The organism is Acetivibrio clariflavus DSM 19732 (genome assembly GCF_000237085.1).
GTDB lineage: Bacteria > Bacillota > Clostridia > Acetivibrionales > Acetivibrionaceae > Acetivibrio > Acetivibrio clariflavus.
The window spans coordinates 1,167,375-1,191,891 of the sequence record NC_016627.1 but is presented as its reverse complement, the minus strand read 5'-3'; the positions used below and the strand labels follow the sequence as shown (position 1 = coordinate 1,191,891).

Annotated in this window: 24 protein-coding genes; 5 read left to right on the top strand and 19 right to left on the bottom strand. The window is 35.8% G+C overall.

Annotated features, from left to right (window positions below; genetic code table 11):
- The first annotated feature begins 200 nt into the window (after positions 1-200).
- Positions 201-1,004: an SDR family NAD(P)-dependent oxidoreductase gene (locus CLOCL_RS04990; RefSeq protein WP_014254322.1), complete on the top strand. Its 804-nt coding sequence runs from the start codon at positions 201-203 to the stop codon at positions 1,002-1,004.
- Between the two features lie 71 nt (positions 1,005-1,075).
- Here CLOCL_RS04990 and CLOCL_RS04985 read toward each other — a convergent pair whose 3' ends face one another.
- The 19 genes from CLOCL_RS04985 to CLOCL_RS04895 form a co-directional block, all read right to left on the bottom strand.
- Positions 1,076-3,262, bottom strand: a complete 2,187-nt coding sequence (locus CLOCL_RS04985) for a YcdB/YcdC domain-containing protein (protein WP_014254321.1) — start codon at positions 3,260-3,262, stop codon at positions 1,076-1,078.
- A 183-nt stretch (positions 3,263-3,445) separates the two neighbouring features.
- A complete protein-coding gene (locus tag CLOCL_RS04980; protein WP_027622678.1) occupies positions 3,446-4,984 on the bottom strand; it encodes a lipopolysaccharide biosynthesis protein in 1,539 nt (512 codons plus the stop codon).
- Positions 4,960-5,970, bottom strand: a complete 1,011-nt coding sequence (locus tag CLOCL_RS04975; protein ID WP_014254319.1) for a glycosyltransferase family 2 protein — start codon at positions 5,968-5,970, stop codon at positions 4,960-4,962. The genes CLOCL_RS04980 and CLOCL_RS04975 overlap by 25 nt, the downstream gene beginning before the upstream one ends.
- 2 nt (positions 5,971-5,972) lie before the next feature.
- On the bottom strand, positions 5,973-6,488 hold the full coding sequence (locus CLOCL_RS04970) for a GNAT family N-acetyltransferase (RefSeq protein ID WP_014254318.1): 516 nt from the start codon (positions 6,486-6,488) through the stop codon (positions 5,973-5,975).
- Positions 6,479-7,540 (bottom strand): DegT/DnrJ/EryC1/StrS family aminotransferase, encoded by a 1,062-nt coding sequence (locus CLOCL_RS04965; protein ID WP_014254317.1) that lies wholly within the window; start codon positions 7,538-7,540, stop codon positions 6,479-6,481. The genes CLOCL_RS04970 and CLOCL_RS04965 overlap by 10 nt, the downstream gene beginning before the upstream one ends.
- A gap of 4 nt (positions 7,541-7,544) precedes the next feature.
- Complete coding sequence (locus tag CLOCL_RS04960; protein ID WP_014254316.1) at positions 7,545-8,633, bottom strand: DegT/DnrJ/EryC1/StrS family aminotransferase; 1,089 nt, start codon at positions 8,631-8,633, stop codon at positions 7,545-7,547.
- Between the two features lie 18 nt (positions 8,634-8,651).
- Entirely contained in the window at positions 8,652-9,659 is a 1,008-nt protein-coding gene (locus tag CLOCL_RS04955; RefSeq protein ID WP_014254315.1) for an SDR family NAD(P)-dependent oxidoreductase, read from the bottom strand.
- 99 nt (positions 9,660-9,758) lie between these two features.
- Complete coding sequence (locus tag CLOCL_RS04950) at positions 9,759-10,502, bottom strand: phosphocholine cytidylyltransferase family protein (RefSeq protein ID WP_014254314.1); 744 nt, start codon at positions 10,500-10,502, stop codon at positions 9,759-9,761.
- Positions 10,503-10,834: 332 nt separating this feature from the next.
- On the bottom strand, positions 10,835-11,686 hold the full coding sequence (locus tag CLOCL_RS04945) for a LicD family protein (protein ID WP_014254313.1): 852 nt from the start codon (positions 11,684-11,686) through the stop codon (positions 10,835-10,837).
- Positions 11,683-12,969 (bottom strand): O-antigen ligase family protein, encoded by a 1,287-nt coding sequence (locus tag CLOCL_RS04940; RefSeq protein WP_014254312.1) that lies wholly within the window; start codon positions 12,967-12,969, stop codon positions 11,683-11,685. Before CLOCL_RS04940 ends, CLOCL_RS04945 begins: the two co-directional genes overlap by 4 nt.
- A gap of 40 nt (positions 12,970-13,009) precedes the next feature.
- The gene (locus CLOCL_RS04935; protein ID WP_014254311.1) at positions 13,010-14,095 is read right to left on the bottom strand and encodes a glycosyltransferase family protein; all 1,086 of its coding nucleotides are present in this window, start codon (positions 14,093-14,095) and stop codon (positions 13,010-13,012) included.
- Between the two features lie 64 nt (positions 14,096-14,159).
- Entirely contained in the window at positions 14,160-15,326 is a 1,167-nt protein-coding gene (locus CLOCL_RS04930) for a nucleotide sugar dehydrogenase (protein WP_014254310.1), read from the bottom strand.
- Between the two features lie 105 nt (positions 15,327-15,431).
- A complete protein-coding gene (locus CLOCL_RS04925) occupies positions 15,432-16,202 on the bottom strand; it encodes a glycosyltransferase family 2 protein (RefSeq protein ID WP_014254309.1) in 771 nt (256 codons plus the stop codon).
- Entirely contained in the window at positions 16,202-17,131 is a 930-nt protein-coding gene (locus CLOCL_RS04920) for a transketolase family protein (protein WP_014254308.1), read from the bottom strand. The genes CLOCL_RS04925 and CLOCL_RS04920 overlap by 1 nt, the downstream gene beginning before the upstream one ends.
- Entirely contained in the window at positions 17,128-17,985 is an 858-nt protein-coding gene (locus tag CLOCL_RS04915) for a transketolase (protein ID WP_014254307.1), read from the bottom strand. The genes CLOCL_RS04920 and CLOCL_RS04915 overlap by 4 nt, the downstream gene beginning before the upstream one ends.
- Before the next feature lie 49 nt (positions 17,986-18,034).
- Positions 18,035-18,694 carry a sugar transferase gene (locus CLOCL_RS04910; RefSeq protein ID WP_014254306.1) on the bottom strand — a complete coding sequence of 220 codons (660 nt, stop codon included), beginning with the start codon at positions 18,692-18,694 and terminating at the stop codon, positions 18,035-18,037.
- An 11-nt stretch (positions 18,695-18,705) separates the two neighbouring features.
- Entirely contained in the window at positions 18,706-19,464 is a 759-nt protein-coding gene (locus CLOCL_RS04905) for an SDR family NAD(P)-dependent oxidoreductase (RefSeq protein ID WP_014254305.1), read from the bottom strand.
- Positions 19,465-19,499: 35 nt separating this feature from the next.
- Entirely contained in the window at positions 19,500-19,736 is a 237-nt protein-coding gene (locus tag CLOCL_RS04900) for a hypothetical protein (protein WP_014254304.1), read from the bottom strand.
- Positions 19,737-19,745: 9 nt separating this feature from the next.
- Positions 19,746-21,590, bottom strand: a complete 1,845-nt coding sequence (locus tag CLOCL_RS04895) for a nucleoside-diphosphate sugar epimerase/dehydratase (protein WP_014254303.1) — start codon at positions 21,588-21,590, stop codon at positions 19,746-19,748.
- A 288-nt stretch (positions 21,591-21,878) separates the two neighbouring features.
- Here CLOCL_RS04895 and CLOCL_RS04890 point away from each other — a divergent pair, with 288 nt between their 5' ends.
- The 4 genes from CLOCL_RS04890 to CLOCL_RS04875 all read left to right on the top strand — a co-directional run bounded on the left by CLOCL_RS04890 (position 21,879) and on the right by CLOCL_RS04875 (position 24,515).
- Positions 21,879-22,211: a hypothetical protein gene (locus tag CLOCL_RS04890; RefSeq protein ID WP_014254302.1), complete on the top strand. Its 333-nt coding sequence runs from the start codon at positions 21,879-21,881 to the stop codon at positions 22,209-22,211.
- Positions 22,212-22,380: 169 nt separating this feature from the next.
- On the top strand, positions 22,381-23,049 hold the full coding sequence (locus CLOCL_RS04885) for a YveK family protein (protein WP_014254301.1): 669 nt from the start codon (positions 22,381-22,383) through the stop codon (positions 23,047-23,049).
- 13 nt (positions 23,050-23,062) lie between these two features.
- The gene (locus tag CLOCL_RS04880; protein ID WP_014254300.1) at positions 23,063-23,803 is read left to right on the top strand and encodes a CpsD/CapB family tyrosine-protein kinase; all 741 of its coding nucleotides are present in this window, start codon (positions 23,063-23,065) and stop codon (positions 23,801-23,803) included.
- Complete coding sequence (locus tag CLOCL_RS04875) at positions 23,796-24,515, top strand: tyrosine-protein phosphatase (protein WP_014254299.1); 720 nt, start codon at positions 23,796-23,798, stop codon at positions 24,513-24,515. Before CLOCL_RS04880 ends, CLOCL_RS04875 begins: the two co-directional genes overlap by 8 nt.
- Positions 24,516-24,517 lie beyond the last annotated feature (2 nt).

Below are 24,517 nucleotides of genomic sequence, written 5' to 3'. Positions count from 1 at the left end.
TAACTATAATAGTATTAGCAATTCCTATTAACATCATTTCTTTTGTTCAACATTTGGTGCATTAGAAAAAACAAAGACAATATACGAAGAGGAGTGATGGCATACACAAGTTGAAATTTCTAAAAGAAAGTACTTTGATTCAATAAACAAGTCTGTATGTCTTTATTTAGAAATCCCAAATTAAAAGGAGTGTGACAATAATGGAAAAAAATCTTGAAAACCAAGTTGCATTAGTTACAGGCGGCGGAACCGGTATAGGAAGAGGTATTTGTATTGATCTTGCCCAAAAAGGCGCAAAAGTAATAGTTACCGGCAGAAGAATGTCCTTGCTGCAGGAGACACAGTCAATAATTGAAAAATCCGGCGGTTATGCAGAGTGCCTTGAATTGGACGTTTCCAAAAAAGAAGATGTTAATCAGGTTATTGATAAGATTTATGATAAGTATGGAAGAATTGACATATTGGTAAGCAATGCCGGAAATTTAAGCAACCCGGCTTTTATATATAACATGAAGGATGAAGACTGGGACTCTGTTTTGAAAACCCACTTATACGGTACATTCTATTGTACAAAAGCTGTATCTAAAAAAATGAAACTTAATAAGTACGGTAGAATTGTAATAATCTCCTCAGTAGCTGCTATACACGGATTTAACGGTGCAGTAAATTATGCTGCTTCCAAAGCTGCTTTAGAAGGAATGACAATGACCCTAGCAAAAGAGTTGGGAGTTGACGGAATTACAGTAAACTGTATTCAACCCGGAATTATACAGACACCAATGGCCGATGGTTTTATAGCTGCAATGGGAGAAACTTTTATCAAAGATACCCCAGTAAAAAGAATCGGTGAACCAAAGGATGTAGCTTGTGCCGTTTCCTTCTACTGTTCACCGGAAGCCGGCTTCATCACAGGCACAATTTTAAAAGTAGACGGTGGCTACATGCTCCAGTCCAGTATGGACCAGTTTGTAAACAGTATTTGCAACAGCAATATAGAAGAATAATAAAATATACATACCCAAAAGAAAGAACTTCCTGCAAAGAGGAAGTTCTTTCTTTGAGTGAGGGGGAAAATTTATAATATATTAAGATAATTGTAAATTATAAGTATTGCATCAGCTCTTGTCAGCTTATTCTTAGGTCTGAAATATTCTCCATCTCCACTTACTAACTTAAGTCCCTTAGCCAATACCACATAACCTATAAGATCAGAACTTATATCATCTTTATCTTTGAAAGTACAGTTAAAAATATCTGTAAGTTCTGCTATTTTATCATATCTTAATACTCTTATGATGAATTTTACACTCTCTTCTCTTGTCAACGGTGCTTCGGGATCCTTTTCATTCTGTTTTACAATTCCCTCTCTAATCAGCAGGGTATATAAATCTTCAATTTCTTTATTTTCCTTCAAAGCTGTCTTTCCAAAGAACCGGTAACCGCCGTCTATAATTTGAGAAATCAGCAAGAGGAAATCTTTCTGTTTTATCTCCTCATTAGGTTTAAATTCAGGTCCCTCAAGGGCTATTCCCATTTCTGCCAGAAGTTTTATAATATCTTCTGCGTAATGTCCCGAAATATCATTATATTCTTGTATTTTATTTTCTTTGTATGGCTTTCCTTCATAGTCAAGTATTTCACCGGAAAAAGCATCGAACCTTATCGGTTTGCCCTCATCAAAAGCATATATAAGCCTTAATTTTATATTTTTATTATAAGCCTGGATTATATCTATTTTTTCATAAGCAAGTTCTTCGGAATTATTTTGCGCATTGGTATCTATGCGGTATTGAAGTTTTAATCCTATTTCACTGAATAATTTTTCATAAATCTCACTTAAGGGTATTACCTTTTCCACCGACGGAAAATCCACTTCAGACCAGCGGGTATAGAAATTTACAATCTTTCCGTTAACCGCATCAAAGGTAACCGATATATTGTTTTCAGGGAACAGGACTCCGTTAACCTTTCTTACATAACTGAAACCATAAGTCTTCGGTTTCTCGTTTGTATTATTATATATCCTGTCATTATACAGTTCCTGATATTCGGTTTGTGCAAACTTCTCCGGCTGCAATTCTTTTATTACTTTTTCAACTTCAGCTTTTGATGCTTCCTTGTCAAATTTAGGTTCTATATCTTCTATATTGCTGAAAGGTCTGCTAAAGCTCCTTATTTCTCCGGTTTTAGCATCAACAGCGATATACAGAAAATCGTATTCCTTGTTGGTTCCTGAAACTTCTTTTTCAAAATATAAATTCCATGCAAAATCATTTTTAGAAGTCCAGCTGGTACTTAAACTGGCACTATTTACAATATAATTTTCATCGAGTTCAAATAATTTTATCTCCCTTACTTTCTTTTCTGCCTCTTCCTGGGTAAGAAGCTTTGATACTTCATTAATGGCATCAATTTCTTGCGGAGAAAGTGCTACTGTCTCTCCCCTACCTACAGCAACATTCTTTAAAGCTCCATCATAGCTCCATTCCTCTGCACCGTTATAACTATATCCTAGATAAACCTTTTCGCCGGTAATAGCATCTATATAATAGTCAGATTCAAATATCGGCGTATAGGCTGCATATACTTCAGTTTTATCCCCATTATTTCTGGAGTAATATGTAAGCCTCAATCCAAGGTTCTCAATATATGCCTTTTGAGCTTCTTCAATACTTAAAGCCTTTTCCGAAGAAGGGAAAACGGTATCATTATTCCATTGCTTGGTGTATTGTCGAACTTCACCGGTATTGCGGTTAATTCCAACACAAATGTTATTTTCAGGTAAAGGTATGCCATTGTGAGTTCTTATGTAAGTAAAATAATAAGCATCATCATTAAGCATTCCCTGATAAGCAAAGCTGTCTACAAACTTCAAATTTTCAAAAATCCCAGGGTTAATCTTTTTTATAATTTCCTCCGCTTTAGCCTGCGCTTCCTGTCTGCTTATTTTCGGAATCTTTTTGGAACTATTGTAGTCAGTGTTATCGTAGAAAATGTAGCTGATAATATCGCCATTGCTGTCCACACTGGCTCCAACCAAACCGTCTCCGTCTTTAGATGTCCAATTGAGCTGCCATATCTTCCTGTCTCCTGCGCTGTTTATCCCGTAGTCGAATTCCGTGAAATTATCCGGAATTGAGAAATACTGTTTTACAGTTTTTATTGCCTTTTCAAGTCCTTCATCGGCTGCAAAGGTATAAGCCGGCATGCATGCAATTGTAAGAACGGCAACTGCCAAAATAAATGCAATCTTCTTATACAAATTTTGTCACTCCTTTTCTTTTTATCATATGTTATTAGATTGGTTATACGAAAAAAAAGTTCCATATTATTTAGATTTTTATATTAAAAATTTTATATATCTTAGTTATGCGATAATACTCTTATAAAAAATATAATCAGTTATTCCATTAATGACCATAACAAACAAAAACTACTTCTTTATCTACAAAGTATTAAACCACCGCAAAACTCTGACTTTCTTATAAATCACCATAATAATATCCGGTACATACAAATAAAGTAATAGTAATAGCGTAAGCGATCCCGATAGAATTGCAAGTATTATTGAAAAAACAGAGCTTAGCTTTAAACTCATATTTATTAAAAACGATATCCCCGCCATTAAGAGAGCAATTAAAGCCGGAATAATATTATACTTGAATATCCATGCCGGAATATTTTTATCAATAAAATTAAAATATATATAATTATTATAAAACACTGTGCCTATTAAAGTAATAACAAAATAAGAAAATGCAGCTCCTATAAGCTCAAATTTTATTATCAGCAGCGGCATAACGATAAACATCAAAGGGGTTGTAAGAAGGTTTCTTAAATTAATTATTTTTGTATTCTTGCAAGCAAGCAAATAATTATCGGGTATAACCTGCAAAGACAGTATCGTGTTTCCCAACACCAATATAATTGCTGCAATATAAGCCTGTTCAACAACAGATGAGTTCCTAATCCAAACCGTCAACAGATCCTTCATGTAAAAAGCCATAAAAAATCCGATACTAATGCTGAAAATCAAAAATATATTGTAATAATTTTTAAAACTTGTTTTTAGTTTCTCAACTTCATTAACGGAATAATAATATGTGAAAGTAGGAAAAATTGCATTTACTATTGACGTGGTAATCAATGTAGGTATTTGAGAAATTGAGAAAGCAACGCTGTAAATTCCCAACTGTGCCAACGTCAAAAACTTGCTTACCAAAACTTTATCCAGTTGGGAATTTATTGTTGCAAATATAGCAATAAAAAAAACACCTACTGTATAACTCAAAATTGACTTAATATTGCCGATCAGTTTTATATTCCAATACAAACCAACGTCAGATTTCAAAGCACTTATAACAACGCTTCGAATTACAGCCAAATTTATAGCATCAACAAGGATATTCCACAATAAAAACAATCTAATATCAGGCATTACTAACCATAATACCATTACGGCACCAAAACCTTTGAAAAGCTTAAATATTGACTGAATGATATTAAAAGTCACGTGTTTCTCCAGCCCCAGGAGACCTCCGGTATACAAATTCGAGCAAATATGCATACCGATTGATATCCCCATCATCCTAATGGATGTCTTAATAACATCGGGACTTATGCTATTGCCTTTCAGCCATTGATAAACAATAAAATCAGTTCCCAACCAGACCAGTAAAATTATAAACATGCCAATTAAAAAGAACAATGCCTCCACCGATCTTAACAGTTGATACTTTCTCAGCCTGTTTTCGTTGTTATCTTCACCCGATGCAAATTCCCTTCTGATAGAATTGGAAAATCCTCCTCCCAATAAAGCCAATGCTGCCTGCAAAGTGGCAAAAAAGCCCACCAGACCATAGGACTCTTCACCAAGAAATTTTATATACAAAGGAATAAATATATATATAGAAAATACTGTTATTGCTTTTCCCACAATATTTGCACAGGCATTTATGGTTATTTTTGCTTTGTCCTTTTCCACAAATTACTACCCCTTTTTAAATTAATCATCCAGCAGTATAACTTGGGATTTAAGTTAAAAATCCTGATTAGAATTCTGAACTTAAACGTCCCGCATTTTTTAGCTTCACTCTTCTTATAAAGCGGATAGTTCTTTTTAAATAATTCTTTCAGCTTTTGAAGCTCTTCTTTTCTGTCGGTAAAATCACTATGGTATATCTTTTCATAACAGAAAACTGCAACTTTAACATTGCGAAAATAATTGTAAAATTTGAGAGCAGGACAATTCTTGCTTATAAAGTTTTCAAAGTATTTTGTTGCATATTTTATATCATCGTACTTTTGTGCGGTAAATTTGCCTCTTGAAACGCTGTATGGAGTCCGCAAATTATAATAATAACAGTTTTCGGTAAAGACATATCTGTCACACTTATTAAGCAACTCTGTTATTGCAATTACATCAACAATTTGCCGTCCTTCTTCCAGCCTCAGGTTTTCAAAAAAGCTGGCTTTTATAAGTTTTGTAGCTAAATTGCGACCTATTTCATTCTTCGCTAAATACGTACGAAGGATATTTTCTCTGCCTTCTATTATTTTGTTTGGGACAGTTATTTTTCTTATAATTCTGTAATCAAAATCCACCCAATATATACCGCACTGAACAATATCGGCATTTTCCTTTTGTAAAATTAAAAGCATATCTTCCAGCATATTTTTTTCAATATAATCATCACTATCTACAAAAACAACATAATCGCCGGTCATATTATCCAAGCCCACATTTGTTGCTGCCCCCACTCCGCCGTTTGCTTTATGGAATACCTTTATCCGTTCATCCATATTTTTATAATCATCGCAAATCAATCCGCTGTTATCTGTTGAACCGTCATTAACCAGTACTATTTCAAGATTTCTGTAAGACTGGTTAATTATACTGTCTACACATTTTCTCAGATATTTTTCGGCATTATAAACCGGAACTATTACCGATATTTTGGGGTCGGACATTTTCAAAACTCCCTTTCTATAGATATCTTTGGAGTATTTAAATATTCGGTAAACATTACTGCTCCATCATATTTTTTATCTTTTAAAAAAACTTCTCCTTCGTATTTCATCCAACCGCACTTTTCATAGAAATTAATCAAAGGCTGTTTACACAACAATATACCTCTTTTGCCGAAAGAGTTTATGTAGTAATTGCTTATCCCCATCAGCAGCCGCCCGATTCCTTGTCCCGAATAACTCTTTTTTACACAGACATTACCTACTCCCATTACTTCCTCACCTGAATTATTTAAGGTTAAGGATACGTTGACAATGTTCAAATATGCAATCACCTCATCCATAGAATCGGTAATAATCAAGTGATACTCGTCCTCTCGGATATTCTCCTCCATCCACTTTAAATGCGATTCATAGGGATAATCCCAATATTCCTGCTTAAGATGAATAATTTTGTCTCTTACTTTATCACTGATTCTTGAGTTTTCGAGAAGTTGAATTTTAAACTCTTTTAAATACATATACCATCCACCCACCATCCACTCGGCAAAGCAACAAACGAATTATTGAATTTATCCACACCCGGCAATTTACAACTATCCCCAAAAACACTATACCTATTGTTGTTTATATGAACTCCTGAAGCATAAAAGCCTTTTTCTCTGAGTAAAATTATTGCTTCTCTTTTATTCTCAGCAAGCGTTCCATAGACCCAATAATTAGGTTTTGCATCAGCATTAACGATTGGTCTTAACCCAAACTGTTCTAAATTACTTCTATTCCAAGCTTCAGCATTTTCTCTTTGTTTTTTTAAAATCCATTCTATGTTTTTCATTTGCTGTATTCCGATATAACTTTTAACTTCATCCATTGTGGCATTGTATCCTACCGTTGTTATATCACATTCCGGATTGATTTCTCCCAATTCATCTCTGAACTTTGATCTGTCAATTCCCAAATCCCGGACAAGTAAACTTTTTTTATACAGTTTTTCATCTTTAAATATTACAGCTCCGCCATCTATGGTATTGGGTAATCTCACCGGTCCAAAGGAAAAAACAGTTACATCGGTGCCTAAATTTCCGGTCTTTTTTCCTTTATACTCGCTTCCAAAAGCCTCAATACAATCGTCTATAACCGGGATTTCAAACTCTTTTCCAATGGCATTTATTTCATCGACAAATCCGATAAACCCACAAAAATGGTTATTAATAATTGCCTTAGGTTTATGTTTAATCAATTTCCTGACACTTTCAGGAGATAATGTTCCTGTTGACGGTTCAACGTCTCCCCATATAACCTTAATCCCCATTGACAGCAAGGGCTGTGTTGACGCCAAGCAAGCCATTGGGGAAGCAATCACTTTATCGCCCGCTTTTATTCCCAGTGTGGACAAAGCCACCGATAAAGCCATGCCAAAAGTATTTACGGTAATTAAGTTTTTCACCCCTAAAAAATCTTTCAGGCTTTTTTCAAACTCCACCCCGTATTTCCCGTACGATAATTTTCCGGATCTCAGAATTTCATCCAATTCAGGCAGTTCCGGCATGAAAGGCTTATATAAAGGTATCAAACTATCACCATCCCTTTTTTATGGAAGCCACTACCCATTCCCGGTCTTCTTCGGTAACCCACCACCCGCACGGTATATGAACAAAGCTCTCGTAAAACTCATCCAATGCCGGCAGTTCTCTTTTGGATTCGGCAAAAACGGTATGTCTGTCGTTTCGCAGATGTAATTGGGATGCCATAATTCCATCCGAGGCAAGCCTTTCAATGAATTGATTTCGTTTTTCCACTTTCATGGTATAAAGCCAATAAGATGGCTCAGTATTATTGTAATACTTTAATAATGTGACTCCCGGTATATTCGAAAGTTCTTTGTCGTAATATTTTCCGTTACTTATGTGAGTTTTTATGATATCCTCAGCATGTCTTAATTGAACCAATCCTATGGTGGCATTGACATTATTCATATGATACTTATAACCGGGAAAAGATATATCATTTTCCAATCTGGGTACTTTTTTATCCAATCCAAACCAACGCAATTTTCTGGCCTTAACACAAGCTTCATCACTTTTCAGCGATAAAATGCCGCCATCAACTGTTGTCATATGCTTAATTGCCTGAAAAGAGAAGCAAGTATACTCGGAAACAGAACCTATAGGTTTCCCCGAATAAGAACTTCCCAGTGCATGAGCAGCATCCTCTATAATCGGGATATTGAACTCCTCGGATATTTTATTGAACTCTTCCATATTACAGACCATACCCGCATAATGAACCAGGATTATCGCCTTTGTTTTCTCGGTAATAACACTTCGTACCGACTGCGGGTCTATAAGGCCAGTATCGGGATCAATATCAGCCCACACAACTTTTCCGCCTGCCAATTTAATTGCCACATTGGTAGGCTCAGCAGTTAAGGGAGTACTGATAACTTCATCTCCGGGTCCGACCCCGCATAAAATAAGAGCAATATGCAATGCCGCAGTACCCGAGTTAAGGCTTATAACGTACGGATTATTTACAAATGTACCGAACTGCCTTTCAAACTCATATACTGCCTCACCTTCAGCTATATATCCGCTGTATAATATAGATTCAATTTCAGGAATCAATTCATTTCGAGGTGCAATATAGGGCTTAACAAGAGGTAACATAAACTTTCCGCCTTTCGATTATATTTTCGAAAATTCCCCCTTTTCCACATGTACCTCTGAAACTTTTTTATCGGCCTCTGCAATTAACGATTGAATTGTTGGAATGTCTCTGATTATGTTGTTTCCGGAAGAATATTCATAGGTTATATCACTAAACTTAACCTTTTTCCACCAGGGATGAATTATAAAATAATCCCCTTTATCTTCACACCTTTGGAGTTCTTCATCGGTAATCAGTATTTCATCCAGTTTTTCTCCGGGAAGCTTTCCGATGACTTTATATTCAAAGGGTTTATTGGCTTCCATACATAAAACCTTTGCCAGATCAACAATATAAGCACTGGGGGCTTTTTTCACAAATATTTCCCCACCGGTTGCATTTTCAGTTGCAAACATGACCAAATCGACAGCATCTTCAAGAGTCAATAAAAATCTGGTCATTTTTTCATCGGTTATTGTGATGGTCTCACCTTCTTTAAGCAGCTTTCTGAAATAGGGAACAACCGAGCCCCTTGAAAGCAAAACATTACCGTATCTGACCACCGCAAAAATTGTTCCTTTGTTCTCCGGTGCCAGGTTTGCACTGAGCATCAGCCTTTCCTGCAAAGCTTTAGTCATTCCCATTACATTGACAGGCTTTACGGCTTTATCGGTACTTACACAAATTACTTTTTTCACTTTATGCTTTATAGAAGCGGAAATAATGTTCTGCACACCTATTACATTTGTCTTAACTGCTTCAAAGGGAGACTTCTCACATTCAGAGACATGTTTCAGTGCAGCTGCCTGATAAACAATATCAACATCTTCCATAACCTCGTCTACACGCGAATAGTCTCTTATATCACCTATGAAAAACCTTAATTTAGGACTATTTTTATAGTGAATTCTCATATCGTATTGTTTCTTTTCATCGCGACTCAGTATTCTTATTTCTCTTACCGATTTTTTAAGCAGCCTGTGTACTATATAATTTCCAAAGGAACCGGTTCCGCCGGTTACCAGAACAATTTTGTCGTCATACATATATCTACGCCTCCTAAAACTATTTGCGCCGGTAAATTCCAACTCAAGAATGAACCGTTTACCTTAATAAAAACAGTTCTCTCCTATTCTCCACGTTCTTTATTTTCTTTTAAATCTTCTCGGTAATTTGATAAGGTTTTCCGATATGTTTTCCTCAGCTCTAATATAATCTTCCAGGCAATCAATCTCACACCAAAATCTACCTTTAGTCTGTATAAACGTTACCTTATGCAGCTGCCTGTCTATTATCTCCTGTATAGCCGCCGGAAAGAAACAAGAGAACTTTTTTTCTTTCATCATGTTGTTTGTAATATTTTTCAGATTAAAGAGACATCTTTTTGACACTTTCAATATGCCGATAGATTCACCGTCGGCAGTATCCGGCTTCATAGTCTTGTTGATTTCAACAATTTCTCTGTCTTTTATACGAACCTTCATTGCTTCTTCATCACATTCCTTGAAATCAACCGCTAAAACTATATCGCCTTCTGCCGCAAGCAGCTCTTCAAATATGGACGGATCGCATATTGTATCAGCATTAATATATATAAAATCATCTTTTAATTTTTGCTGACCGAACCAAAACGACGGTATAACATTTGTAGTTTCATAAAACGGATTGAAAACCAGTTTAATTCCTCTTTTTTTATCTATCAATTTCTCAAACATGTCGCACATGTATCCTATAACTATAACAATATCATTAATTCCATATTGTTTGAGCATATCGATATTATATTCAATTAACTTTCTGCCGCGGACCTCCAAAAAACTCTTAGGCAGTCCATTTGTAACCTCCCCCAGACGACTACCCATACCGGCAGCCATAATTATTGCCTGCATGTCTTGCTCCTTTCGAATTCAACAAAATGATGCTTAAAAAACAAAAGACTTATTTTTTGAATTTACAGAGTATGTTGAGGTATTGCTCATATTTCTTCTCTGTTTCTTTAAGCAATTTCTGCATAGTTTTTCTGAAAACTTGTTCTGTCATCTGCTGCTTTAATTTTTATCAGGAGCAAATTTTATCGATTGGCCTCATTTTACTTATACATTATATGAAAGGACTTGTAGATTGGGTGATATAAAATCTCATTAAATCTATTCTTCCAAAAAATCTATTCTTCCAAACACTTTGAAATGCTATATACCAAAAAAACATAAAATATCCTGCATTATTTTTTTGAAGTATCTAAATTTATTTCTATAATACCGTGGTGCGGATATCGTTGGTCTTCGGGAGGCAGCTTCATATAGTCTCCATAATGTCGTGTCAATACGTCATGGTAATTGCTCGGAACAGGAAACATATAACCTTCAAATTCAGCAAGTTCAGTATTATAAAAAGTTTCCCTTTCACGAATAAATTTTGCCAGTCTTTCCTTACTGGCCCCATTGGTCAGATGGTTAACATATTTTGTATCCTCTTTTGCATACATGCACAAAATTTTCTGCATCATCATATCCAAAACCGACTTGGGAACAATTTTCAGAATATAGTAAAAAATAAGTCTAATACATCTATTTGGAAAAAATTTTGCATGGAGCGCCCTTTTTTTTATTCTGGAGCAGCTGATAATGTAAAGCAGATTAAACAATTTAGGCTGTAATTTTCCCATAAGTGTATCCGGTTTTACATTATCCATCGGAAATATATCTATATATATACCATTGTGCATTCCCGAATCCTGATATGTGGCATTAGTAAATATTGTATTGTTCTTGCGAAGCTTTGCAAATTGCAATATAGATTTTTTATCTGATTTGTAGTACTGCAAAAAATAATCACTCTTTAAATCTGTTTTGCAGCATTCAATAAATTTTTCATAATCCTTTCTCAACATACATACGTCTATATCGTCATCCCAAGGTATAAAACCTTTATGTCTGATCGCACCCAACAGAGTTCCAGAAAACAGCTGATACTTAATATCATTTTTTCTGCATATTCTGTCAAGTTCAAGCAACATTTCCAACTGAACTTTTTGAACATCCTCAATATTTACCTCGGAATTTTTATATTTCATAATAAAACCACCTTACTATTATGTAATTTTACATTCCTGTCAGTATATCCGGAATATATTAGCGACAGATAGAATACAATCAATACACTAAAGGAAATGTTTGCTACAAAGGACATAATAATGAAGGTCATTCCAATCAATCTGAATGCTCCTTTGGTGTTCCGTACAAGGCTGATATACATAGCTATCAAAAACAAGAATCCGATAATTCCGTAGGACACCAGTACTGTTGACAATCCGCTTGAATAATCTGCATAATCCAAAGTAGTCTTGGCTGAATCATATTTTGTAATTATATCATTGGCCAATACAAAGTTTCCCATATTTCCATGTCCGACACCAACTATTTTATATATTACAGGAAGTTGGGCAAATACCGCGAATCCCCTATATACCCTTAATGCAAATGAACTTCCGGCTCGGACTTCGCCTGTTACTTTATTAATTGCCAACTGAATATAATCAAGGCTAAAAAAAGCCACAAGCAAAATCAGTATTAAAGCAATTAACAATAATTTCTCATAAACTCCGGTGAACTTTTCATTTTTTCTGATTTTATACATCAGAAATACACCTAATACAAACATCCCCAAAAATATTCCCTGTGCCGATGTAGTCAGTATCATAGCTGTAAAAATCAAAACAACACATTTATAATCTACTTTTTCTTCATTTCGCCACCCAAACAATGAAAACGCAAGACTCGGCAGCAAGAACTGTGCTGCATAACCGGGCTCGACAAAAACTCCTGACGGTCTAAAGTAGTATTTACTTGCAAAATTCAACATATATCCGGTATCGATATCATTCCACAGCGGGAAAAGTAGTATCTTAAACGGAAGTATTACTCCCAGAATATTATAAACTATAGTCTGGCCTATAATATATATTGATACGGCTATAGATAATATCTTTAGGATCTTTAAGGCATAACTCAGTTGAAAACAATTGGTAGCAATAACCACCAGAAACACATAAAATGAAAATCTGATCAATCTTGATACCGATTCAAAGTAGATACATTGTTGAAAAAAATAAGAATTCAACGATAAAAATACACCTATAAACCAAAGATATATCAATGGCAGCGCTTTATTAAAGGATATTTTAAATTCCTTTCCGAAAACCAATAAACCGGTTATGCCTAAAGTCAATTCTGCCAATGTAACTCCCGGTATTCCCGATTTATACTGGCGTAATATGGGTGACAGTACAAGAATCAACGTATACAGTTTGTATGTGCTATATCCACTTTTTTGCTTTAAGCCAATAGTTGCAGACATTTTATTTTCCCCTTTTTTGTCTTGATATTACCTTATATCTTCAGTTAAAAGAACTATAAGCAAACTCCAAAATTTTTTGAACATATATCTCATCTTCTTTTAAAATATCATTTAAGTTATTGTTACAACTATCGTTAAATTGTTTTTCATCTATACTGAAATAGTACTCATACAGCTTATCGGCAAAATTTTTATCGTTGGGGTCCAAACCGATACCTATCTTTGCTGCTTCAACCCTTTTATGTTTGTAAGTATCTGTTTCCACAAGCTGGGGAATTTTATAGATCAAGCCGTCGTAATACTTATTTGAGACAGCATACTTTATCTTCTCATCTTTATTGCTTTTATAACTGTTATTTAAAATATCTGCATTTTTAAGCAGCATTGGTTTTTCAAGATTGTTATATTCTCCCGTAAATGTTACACCTTTTATATTATTGCTTTCACAATATTTCTTAAATTTCTCCAAGTCAGGCCCCGAACCGTGATAAATCAAATTGAACCTCGGATCTTCCTTTAATTTGTCAATTATTTGTCTCTGATGTTCAAAATATCTTACAGTCCCAATCCAAACCAAATTTAAGGTGTCACCGTATTCTTTTTTTACAAAGGAATATTCCCCGGATATTTCCTTTGGGTTAAAATTATGCACCGTTTTATAATTATAATTTTTAGGTAAAAACTCTCTGAAAGCTTCCGAGGATATACATGTAAAGTAAGAATTAAAAATCAGCTTTTTTTCCAGCCAGTAAAAAATCTTGTTGTGTTCATAGCTATAATCTCTAATATCATAAATATATTTATTTTTATATTTACGTGTTAACAAATTAAATATAATAATACCCGACAATGTAGAGAGCACAATAATTTTATCATAGGCACGCTCTTTTATTTTTCTATTGAGCCATCTTGCATACCTCATAAAATCCAGAATTTTTCTTATGGGTGATTTATTTAGCTTTGATTTCAGGTTAAAAGACAAATAATTGTCGGCATATCTGCTGCTGTTTGCTTCCCTGTTCCAAAAAAGTACCTCATATTCTTGCTTTTCCCTGTCTAATATGTTTGTGTACTTTGCCAAATACGGACAATATTTCAAGTCTCCAATAAAAACTATGCCTATCATAAAACTACCCCCATTATACAGCTTGTTTTTCTGCTGTAACAGCCATTCAAACAATCAATTAAAATTAGTCTCTTCCAAATAAATCTCTGGTGTAAACCTTGTTCATTACATCTTTAATCTCGTCGGAAAGTCTGTTGGCAACAATAACATCCGATATTCCCTTGAATTCATCCAAGTCTTTTATAACCTTTGAGCGTAAGAATTTATCCTCCTTTAATGCAGGTTCATAAACAACGACTTCCACTCCTTTGCGTTTAATTCTTTCCATAATACCTTGAACTGCCGATTCTCTGAAGTTATCCGAATCGGTTTTCATGGTCAGCCTGTAAATTCCTACTACTTTAGGCTCTCTCTTTAAGATCATCTCAGCAATATGATCTTTTCTGGTTCTATTTGCCTCAACAATTGCAGACATTATATTCTGAGGAATGTTTTCATAGTTTGCCAACAGTTGCTTTGTATCTTTCGGCAGACAATATCCGCCGTAGCCGAAAGATGGGTTGTTGTAGTGCAGGCCTATTCGCGGATCTAATCCTACGCCTTCTATAATCTGCTTTGTATCAAGACCTCTGATTTCCGCAAAGGAGTCCAATTCATTAAAAAACGCAATTCTCATTGCCAGATAAGTATTTGCAAAGAGTTTGATAGCTTCCGCTTCCGATGAATCGGTAAGTAAAATCGGAACATCCTTTTTTATTGCCCCTTGCACCAGTAATTCTGCAAAAAGTTTTGCTCTTTCAGACTTCTCACCTATTACTATTCTTGAAGGATAAAGATTGTCATAAAGTGCTTTTCCTTCTCTGAGAAACTCAGGGCAGAAAATTATATTATCCGTTTCAAACTCTTCCCTGATTCTATTGGTATATCCCACCGGTACAGTGGACCTTATTACCATTACTGCCCGAGAGTTAACTGCAAGTACATTTTTTATTACAGCTTCCACTGTACTTGTATTAAATCTATTTATTTTAGGATCATAATTGGTTGGGGTTGAAATAATTACATAATCGGCATCACTATAAACCATAAAATTATCTGTTGTCGCAACAAGATTTAAATCTTTAGTTGCTAAGTACTCTTCAATTAAATTATCAATAATAGGTGACTTTTTACTGTTTACCAAATCCACTTTCTTCCTATCAATATCTATAGCTATTACTTCATTGTTTTGAGCCAACAAAACTGCATTCGATAATCCTACATATCCTATTCCAGCTATTGCTATCTTCATATATCATGCCCTCACTTACATATCAAAACAAAACATAAACATACACAAAAGATAAATCCATATATCCCTGAGCGTTATCCAATTTATAATATCGCATGTGAACAATCACATATAATGTTTTTTAAAAGCATTTATCGCATAACAAATTGAGTTGTATCCTGCAATAATGGGATTGATTTTCTCGAATTCCGTCTGTACTCTCCATACTTTTTTTATATTTTTAACTTTATTTGAAGACAGGGAATTCTTCAGTTTTCTGTACTTTACCAAAGGTTCATTTATACCGTAGGCCTTTGTACCGCTACGCATAAGCAAAAGCCATGTAGCATAATCCTGTCCGGAACGAATCAGCGGCATCTTAAAATCACCCGTTATCCTTCGGTCTATTACAACGGTGGAAGTAGCTATCATTGTATTCCTTAGCAGAAACTTATAGTCAATGGTCTCTTTAACTTCCCTTTTCCCTTTAATCAGGTTACCCTCTTCATCAATCATTTCTATTGCTGTATAACAAATTGCCGCACTCTTTTCTTTCATCAATTCCAACTGTTTTTCCAATTTATTCGGATACCATATATCATCACTGTCCAAAAATGCTACAAACCTTCCTTTCGACAGCTCCAAAGCTTTATTTCTGGCAACGGCAGCTCCGTAATTTTGATTGAATTTATGGTACAAGATATTGCTATGGTATTTGGCGTAATTTCTTATTATCTGTTCTGAGGAATCTTTTGAACAATCATCCACCACAATAATTTCAAGTAGTCTGTAAGTTTGATTTAAAACTGAATCCAGTGTTTTGGAAATATATTTTTCAGAATTGTAGACCGGAATTATTACCGAAACCGTCTCATTGTCAAAAACAGGATTCATCATCACAACACATCCTTTTGGCATTCAAATACTTTTGCTGCAATCTTTTCGGCACTCATTCCGTAAATATCCCTTAAATACTTTTGAGATCCTACAATACTGGAGTACTTGTCATTTAACCCTATTCTTAAAACTTTGGCCTTCATTCCGGTCAATTCTGCAACAACCTCCGATACGGCACTGCCGAATCCGCCTAAAATGTTATGCTCTTCAACGGTTACAATAAGCTTAAATTTTCTGGAACATTCTTCAATGGTTTGCATGTCAATGGGTTTCACTGTCGGAAATGTATATAAAGCAGGATCTATTTCTTCTTTTCTCAGTATTTCGAAAGCTCTTGAAACTTCATCGAAAATAGCCCCGGTTGAAAAAATTACTATCCTCTCTCCGTCCTTTATTTTGACTGCCTTCCCAATCTGAAAATTGCCTGTCTTATCGTGAATACGTTTTTCTCCGCCTCTTCCAAGTCTCAAATAGCAAGTACCTTTGCACTCATAAATAGCTTTAGTTGCCCATTCGGCTTCAATGGAATCCCCCGGGGCCAAAACCGTAACATCCGGCAAAGCCCGCATTATGGATAAATCCTCTGTGGCATGATGGCTCATTCCCAAAGCTCCGTAAGCAAATCCGCCGCCTACACAGACAACCTTTACATCGGCATTATGGTACGCACAGTCATTTCTTATCTGTTCCAAGGCACGAAGGGTAGAAAAGTTTCCTATAGAATAAGCGAATACCGTCTTTCCTTCCATTGCCATTCCTGCTGCAAAGCCAATCATATTTTGTTCCGCTATTCCGGCATTTGTAAACTGGTCGGGCAACTGTTCCCAGAATGGCTTTAATACACCGAATCCCAAATCACCGGTAACAAGATGAACATTTCTATCCTTTTTTGCAATATCTATTAAAGTTTTTACAAAGGTATCTCTCATAGTTTGCCAGCCTCCGACTCATACATATCAAAAATGCCTTCCGGGATTTGATCTTTCAACTCTGCAACAGCTCTGTCATATTCCTCTCCTTCGTGGGGATAGCGATAATGCCAAAGTATGTTGTTTTCCATAAAGGATATTCCTTTTCCCTTAACTGTGTTTGCAATGATAACCGTAGGCTTATCTTCCGACTGCTTTGCTTTGTTGAATGCAGCCCGCAAAGCATCATGATCATGACCGTCTATATCTATAACATTCCAGCCAAAAGCCTTCCATTTGTCAGCAAAAGGTGAAAGGGAAATGGTGTTTTCGCAAAAGTCGAGGCTTTGCATTTTGTTGTGGTCAATGACAGTAATAAGATTATTGAGTTTATAATGGTTAGCTACCAAAGCAGCTTCCCATACTGCCCCTTCATCACATTCCCCATCACCGCAGATTACAAACACTCTATGTTGTCTATTGTCCTTTTTGGCCGCATAAGCCATGCCGGCTGCCACCGACAAACCATGTCCAAGGGAACCGGTTGAAAACTCCACTCCGGGAACTCCTTTGTGGGACACATGCCCCGATAGTCTGCTGCCGTCAGCATAGTGGGTTTTTAATTCCTCCACATCAAAAAAGCCTTTTTCGGCAAGAGCAATATATATAGCTGCACCGGCATGCCCTTTGCTGAGGATGATTCTGTCCCTGTCGTACATTTTTGGATCTTTTGGGTTTACATAAGCTATATCGTTGTACAGAACAGCGACAATATCTGCTACGGATAAAATCGAACCTATATGAGAACCTTTTGATATATGTGTCATTTCAATTGCATGACGTCTTATTTTCCATGCAAGCTGCTCACTTGTCATAATTTACTTCCTCCCTTTATGACATTTATCCGGGAAACAGGAGTTTGCTCTACTCTGAAACTTCAACTTTCTCTCTATATTCCGCAACAATAGCTTCGATTTCTTTCGGCAGCCTTTTGCTTCGAAAAATAACCTTGTATATTGTCCAAAGGATAATTTTCAAATCAATAAGCATTGAATTATTATATCTATAGTACAGCTGAAGTTTCAGCTTTAACGGTCGGATGTATTTCAGATAGGCTTCATCGGGGTCCTTTGCCCTTGTAAATATGCGATACTGATCGAAATTTGCCAAAGAGGCCCAATCGGTAATCCCCGGTTTTAAATCAAGAATTTTTTTCTCTTCTTCGGTGTACATATCAACATAAATTTGCAATTCAGGTCTGGGTCCTACCAGTGACATATCCCCTTTAAGTACATTAATCAATTGAGGCAGTTCATCAATTTTTGTAATTCTCAAAAATCTTCCGATGGGAGTTATCCTCTCATCATTGTTTCCCACATTCCATTTTCCATTTCCCTCAGCATCTTTTACCATTGATCGGAATTTATAAATTTTAAACGGTTTGCCGTATTGTCCGACCCGTACACCTCTGAAGAAGATTCCACCGGGTGATGTCAGCATTACAAGGACAGCGATAACTACAAATAACGGAAACAGAATAACAAGGCTAAGAAAACTTATGACAATATCCAACAGTCTCTTCACCTGTGCCACCCCTACATATTTGCTCCGTCTACCGGTACCAGAGCAGCCTGCATAAACGAAGCCTGATCACTGGCCAAAAAAAGTACCGCATCGGCAATTTCCTCCGGGGTACCGAATCTTCCCACTGCCTGATGATGTCTTAGAAAATCCTCGCAGCGAGCAGGATCGGTTTCCATATATTTATCCCAATAACTTCCCGGGAAGGCAACTGCACCCGGCATTACTGCAGATACCACAACACCGGTATTGGCAACTGCACGTCCTACTGTAGTAACATAGGCATTCAAAAAGGCTTTTGCAGAGGCATATAAGGGATTACCCCGGAGCATCACGGCGGAAATTGAAGATATGTGTATTACTCGCCCCCATCCTTTATCAACCATCGCCGGAATCAGAACACTGTTCATATCTATTGCAACACCGGCATTGAACTTTATTGCGTACTCCCACTCTTCAAACTTCCCTAAAGCATTTCTGCCAATCAGAGAGCCGCCGACATTGTGAACAGCTATGTCAAAAACTCCTCTTTCTTCAATTAATTTACGAGCGAATTCATCGCCCTTTATCTCCATGACATCAACGGCATAGTATGCGTGATCGGAATCTTTTAGTTGCATTAATTCATTTTTAAGTTTTATCAGCAAATCTTCACTTCGGGCAATGATTGTAAGTTTAGCTCCTTCCCGGGCAAAACCCAAAGCGATGCTTTTGCCTATTCCTTTACTTGCACCCACTACCAATACATTTTTACCCTCAATTTTTAAATCCATTTTTACCTCCAAATTCTTAAATTAAATCTTTTTCACTAAACGCCGACTTCAAAGGAATATCCGAGTTCCTCCAAGGACTTTTTTGTTTTTTCATTGGAATCTAATGAATTGGAATCTTTATTTTCAAGACTTGTTTCAATATCTTGATTTTTCTCTCCACATTGTTCTTTTAAAAAAGCTGTCCTTTTCCAGGAATTATTCTCCTTCACTATCATCCCGCCTTGCAACACCAATGCCTTATAAATCAGGTCTTCGGTATCAAAGTTTATCATATTGTTATCTTATGTATCTTTTTCTATTTGGTTACAAAACCTTTGATAATTTGGTACTATTCGCCTGACAAAAGCTTCTATTTTCTCACCGTCCTCAAAATTTTCCGATTGAAAAGCTTTTATGCACTGCATGCAGTTCTCGAAATCAATATCCCTTACCTTTTCAATGAAAATCTTGTCATGCTTCGTTATTCTAACTTCCTCTTCAGACATCAGCAGTTCCTCATAGAGCTTTTCTCCCGGTCTCAGTCCGATGTATTCAAAATCAATATCAACATAGGGAGTAAGTCCCGAAAGTGAAATTAATGTTTTGGCAAGGTCAATAATTTTAACAGGCTTGCCCATATCCAATACAAATATTTCTCCTCCCTCCATCATCGCTCCTGATTGAATAACGAGACTCACCGCTTCCGGGATAGTCATAAAATACCGGGTTACATCTGGATGAGTAATAGTTATAGGTCCTCCGTTTTCGATTTGCTTTTTGAAAAGGGGAATAACACTGCCATTGCTGCCCAATACATTGCCAAACCTTACGGCAGAGAATTTTGTTTTGCTGATGCTGTTCATATATTGTATTATCAACTCGGCAATTCTTTTTGTTGCCCCCATTATGCTTGTTGGATTAACGGCTTTATCTGTGGATATGAGTACGAATTTTTTGCAATTGTATTGATGGGCACATTCGGCCAGATTCAATGTACCGTAAACATTATTCTTAACCGCTTCCTGCGGGTTGAATTCCATAAGGGGAACATGCTTGTGGGCCGCTGCATGAAATACAATGCCGGGTCTATGCCGAGAAAATACATAATCCAATCTTTTTTTATCCCGAATAGAACCTATTATCACTTTAATATCCAGACTGCCTTTATATTTTTGTTCAAGTTCGTTTTGCAGTTCATAGGCATTGTTTTCGTATATATCGAAAATAAGAAGACTTTCAGGTTCATAGGCCGCTATTTGTCTGCAAAGTTCCGAGCCTATAGATCCACCTCCCCCGGTAACCAAAATGGTCTCACCTTTTAAATATCCGGATATCTCCTCAACAGAAAGTGAAATCTCATCCCTTTGCAGAAGATCTTCAATGGTAACATCTCTGATTTTTTTAATGCTTACTTCTCCGTTTACAAGACTGTATACACTTGGCAGCACTTTTAGTTTACAACCAGTCTTTTGACATATATTTATAAGTTCAAAGGTTTCCTTTCTTGTAATTGACGGTATGGCTAAAACTATTTCTTCTACCGCCATATCCATCGCAGTTTTTACAATTTTTTCCCTTCCCCCGGCGATTGGAACACCGTTTATTTGAGTATTGTGCTTTTTATGGTCGTCATCTATTGCAACCACCGGTTCATAAATACTGTGCTTATTGTTTTTCATTTCCTTAATAAGCAGTGAAGCAGCTTCACCGGCACCAACAATCATCACCCTTTTTCTGTGAATGCCTTTTCTCTTTTTTATTCTTAAACTCCTGACAATTCTTCTTAAAAATTTTACTCCCCCCACAAAAAAAAATGTAATCATCCATGCAATAATATATACCGAAGGAGGAAATAACACATTAAAATACGCAGCTAAAAAAATTTGCGTAATTGATGATGTTATTGTTGCCAAAAATATTCTTATAAGCTCTTCAACGCTTGCATAGTTCCACAGCATTGAGTAAATACCGAATATATAAAAAATAGGTAAACTTAATGCGGTTATAATGATGAAATTAAATGGAAGCATTCCCAATAAGCCTGAGGGAACGTTTCCGTCAAACCGGACTAAAAGTCCAATATATAAAGCCATGTTTATAAAAAAACAATCTATAAGCAGGTATATTTTGTTGTTTAAATTCCTCACGGTAAAACCCTCCTAGAATTTACAAAAGCTACATAAAAACGGCCTGTTAAGTTGATTAACCCTGCACATTAAGTCCTTAGTGGATTTTTTGATAAGCAGTACAATTCATATTATGAAAAACTTACAACAGATGTTAATTAAACTTCCCATTAAACTCAAATTCCCTGCCTATAAAGCCTTCGAATGTGCATGAATTGAGTTTTTAATTGATTTATTGATAAGGGTGGAACCATAATCTTAAGTCCCGAGTATTATAAATTAGAGTATTTTATGGAAAGGAGAAAAAACATGGACTTTTTATTTGCTGTTGTTGCATTTTTTATGCTTATTGTTCCGGGACTTGTTTCCGAATGGTTCTATAACTGGTTATCAAGAGTAAGACAAAGAACAATTGTTGCTACTACTTTAATATTTAATTTGCTGATTTTTATAATCAACATGATCGGACTTCAAATTTTTAATGATGTATTTGACGTACAAGATTTATACGAACATTTCCTATGCTTACATTTTGATGTGAAATATGGAATTCTCAGCATTATAGTAGCAATAATACTTGGAGTTTTATTCGGAATTCTGGCAAGAATCTTCTGGATAAGAAACAGCAGAACTGAAAATTAGCGTTTTATGCTTTTATTTAGCTCAAGCCGCATCTTGTGCCGTAGAATAGCTTGTAACTGCGGCTTGAGTATTTGTTTTTAATCAGCACATAGAAATAGTAATTTTTTTATCACGATTTAACAGTATTTAATAGCATTAAAATAAAATTTATTTGAAAAGGTGATTCATAGTGGAACTTAAACAATTTTTGATAATGATAAGAAAAAAGTTAATATTAATTATTACGATACCAATTCTTGTGTCCATTATTGTCGCCATTGGAAGTGTATTACTTATACCTCCCGTATATGAAGCTTCCTCAACGCTATATATAATCACTCAAAATGCAGTTTCGGAAGATGAATTAACCTATAACGAACTGTTAAAGAATCAACAGCTGGTTAAGGATTATAGGGAACTTATAAAAAGCAAAACCATTGCCAAAACCGTATTGGATGAACTGAAAATAACCGATATCACCCCCGATGAATTGTCAAAAAAAATTACTGCAAACTCGAAAAACGATACCAGAGTTTTGGATATCAGAGTAAAAGATACAGACCCTGTAAGAAGTATGCAACTGGCAAACAAAATTTGTGAAGTTTTCGTAAAAAAGGCTATAAATATCACTAAAATAGACAATATAAGTGTTGTCGATTCGGCAGAAATCCCTAAAACTCCGGTAGAACCTCAGCCTTTGCTTAATACTTTATTGGCATTTCTAATAAGCTTTTTTGCAACGGTGGGGTCATTCTACCTATATGAAATATTAAACGAAACCATTAAAACCTCTGAAGATATAGGAACTTATTTGGAACTCAATGTACTTGGAACTATACCTACATTTGATATTAAGTAGGAGGTGCTTAAAATTGCCTGAAATCAGCTATGTGATTAAATATAATTTGAATCAAACAGTAGAAGAAGCATATAAGGCTTTAAGAGCAAATATTCAATTTTGCGAATCCAGCAAAAAAATCAAAACTATAGCCATTACAAGCTACAGCCCCGGTGAGGGAAAATCGACAACATCAATAAACTTAGGAATCTCCATGGCCAAGGCAGGAATGAACGTTTTATACGTCGATGCCGACATACGCAAACCTATGCCCTTTAAATACTTTATGAGCAGTAATTTGAAAGGTCTCACCAATTATATACTGGGGCAGGCCACCCTTGAAGACGTAATAAATAAAACCGACATTGACGGCTTCAGCTTTATAACCTGCGGTATTAAAGTCAACAACCCCGGAGAACTTATTACCTCCAACCGATTCAGCAATTTTATCCGCGAAGTAAGGGAACTTTATGATACAGTTATTATTGACACTCCGCCTTTAGGAAGTGTCATAGACGCAGCTGTCGTTGCTGCCCAGGTAGACGGCACAATAATTGTCATTGAGGCCAATGCAGTTAAATGCCAGAACGCCATAAGGATGAAAGAACAGCTTATAAGAGCCAATGCCAATATACTGGGTGTCGTTTTAAACAAAATAAACAAATCGGAATACAAAAGTTATTATGGCAGTTATGACTATTACAATTCTCAAAGAAAATACCTCAAAAAATGGTCAGAATTAATTAAAGATTTAAAGAGGGAACAATATGATTGATATACACTGTCATATAATTTTCGGAGTGGATGATGGGCCTTCAACAGTTAAAGACTCGATAAGGATGATATTGGAAGCTGAAAAACTGGGAGTGAACAAAATTATTGTTACCCCCCATTACAATAAAAACATATATAAACCAGATAAGATCCTGGAAAATTTCTATAATGTAAAATCCAGGATTAGAGATTTTGGAATTGAACTATTTTTGGGCTATGAGGTGTTTCTGGTTTCTTCAATCAATGATGTGTTCCTACAAAAATACAAATATACGCTGAACAAGTCAAAGTATTTACTGTTTGAACTTCCTTTTGACATAATGCCTGTTAACATCAATGAAACTCTTTTAAAATTGCATGCTGAAGGAATAGTTCCCATTATAGCCCATCCTGAAAGGAACATTTATTTTGCAAGGAATACGCAAAAGTTCATTGATTTAATAGAAACAGGCTGCCTTGTTCAGTTAGATGCTGCAAGTATAGTTGGAATTCACGGTTCCAACGTCAAAAAATTTGCCAAGAAGCTTATTGATCTGAACTTGGTTCAATTTGTAGCTTCCGATGCCCATAAGCCGGAGGACTATGAAGTGTATAAGAAATCCTATGACATTGTTAAGAACTGGGCCGGAAAGGAATACAGCGACAAAATATTTGCCCATAATCAGGAAGTAATTATTAATCCTCCTGTCACTCAACCAGACACCAAAGAATAATC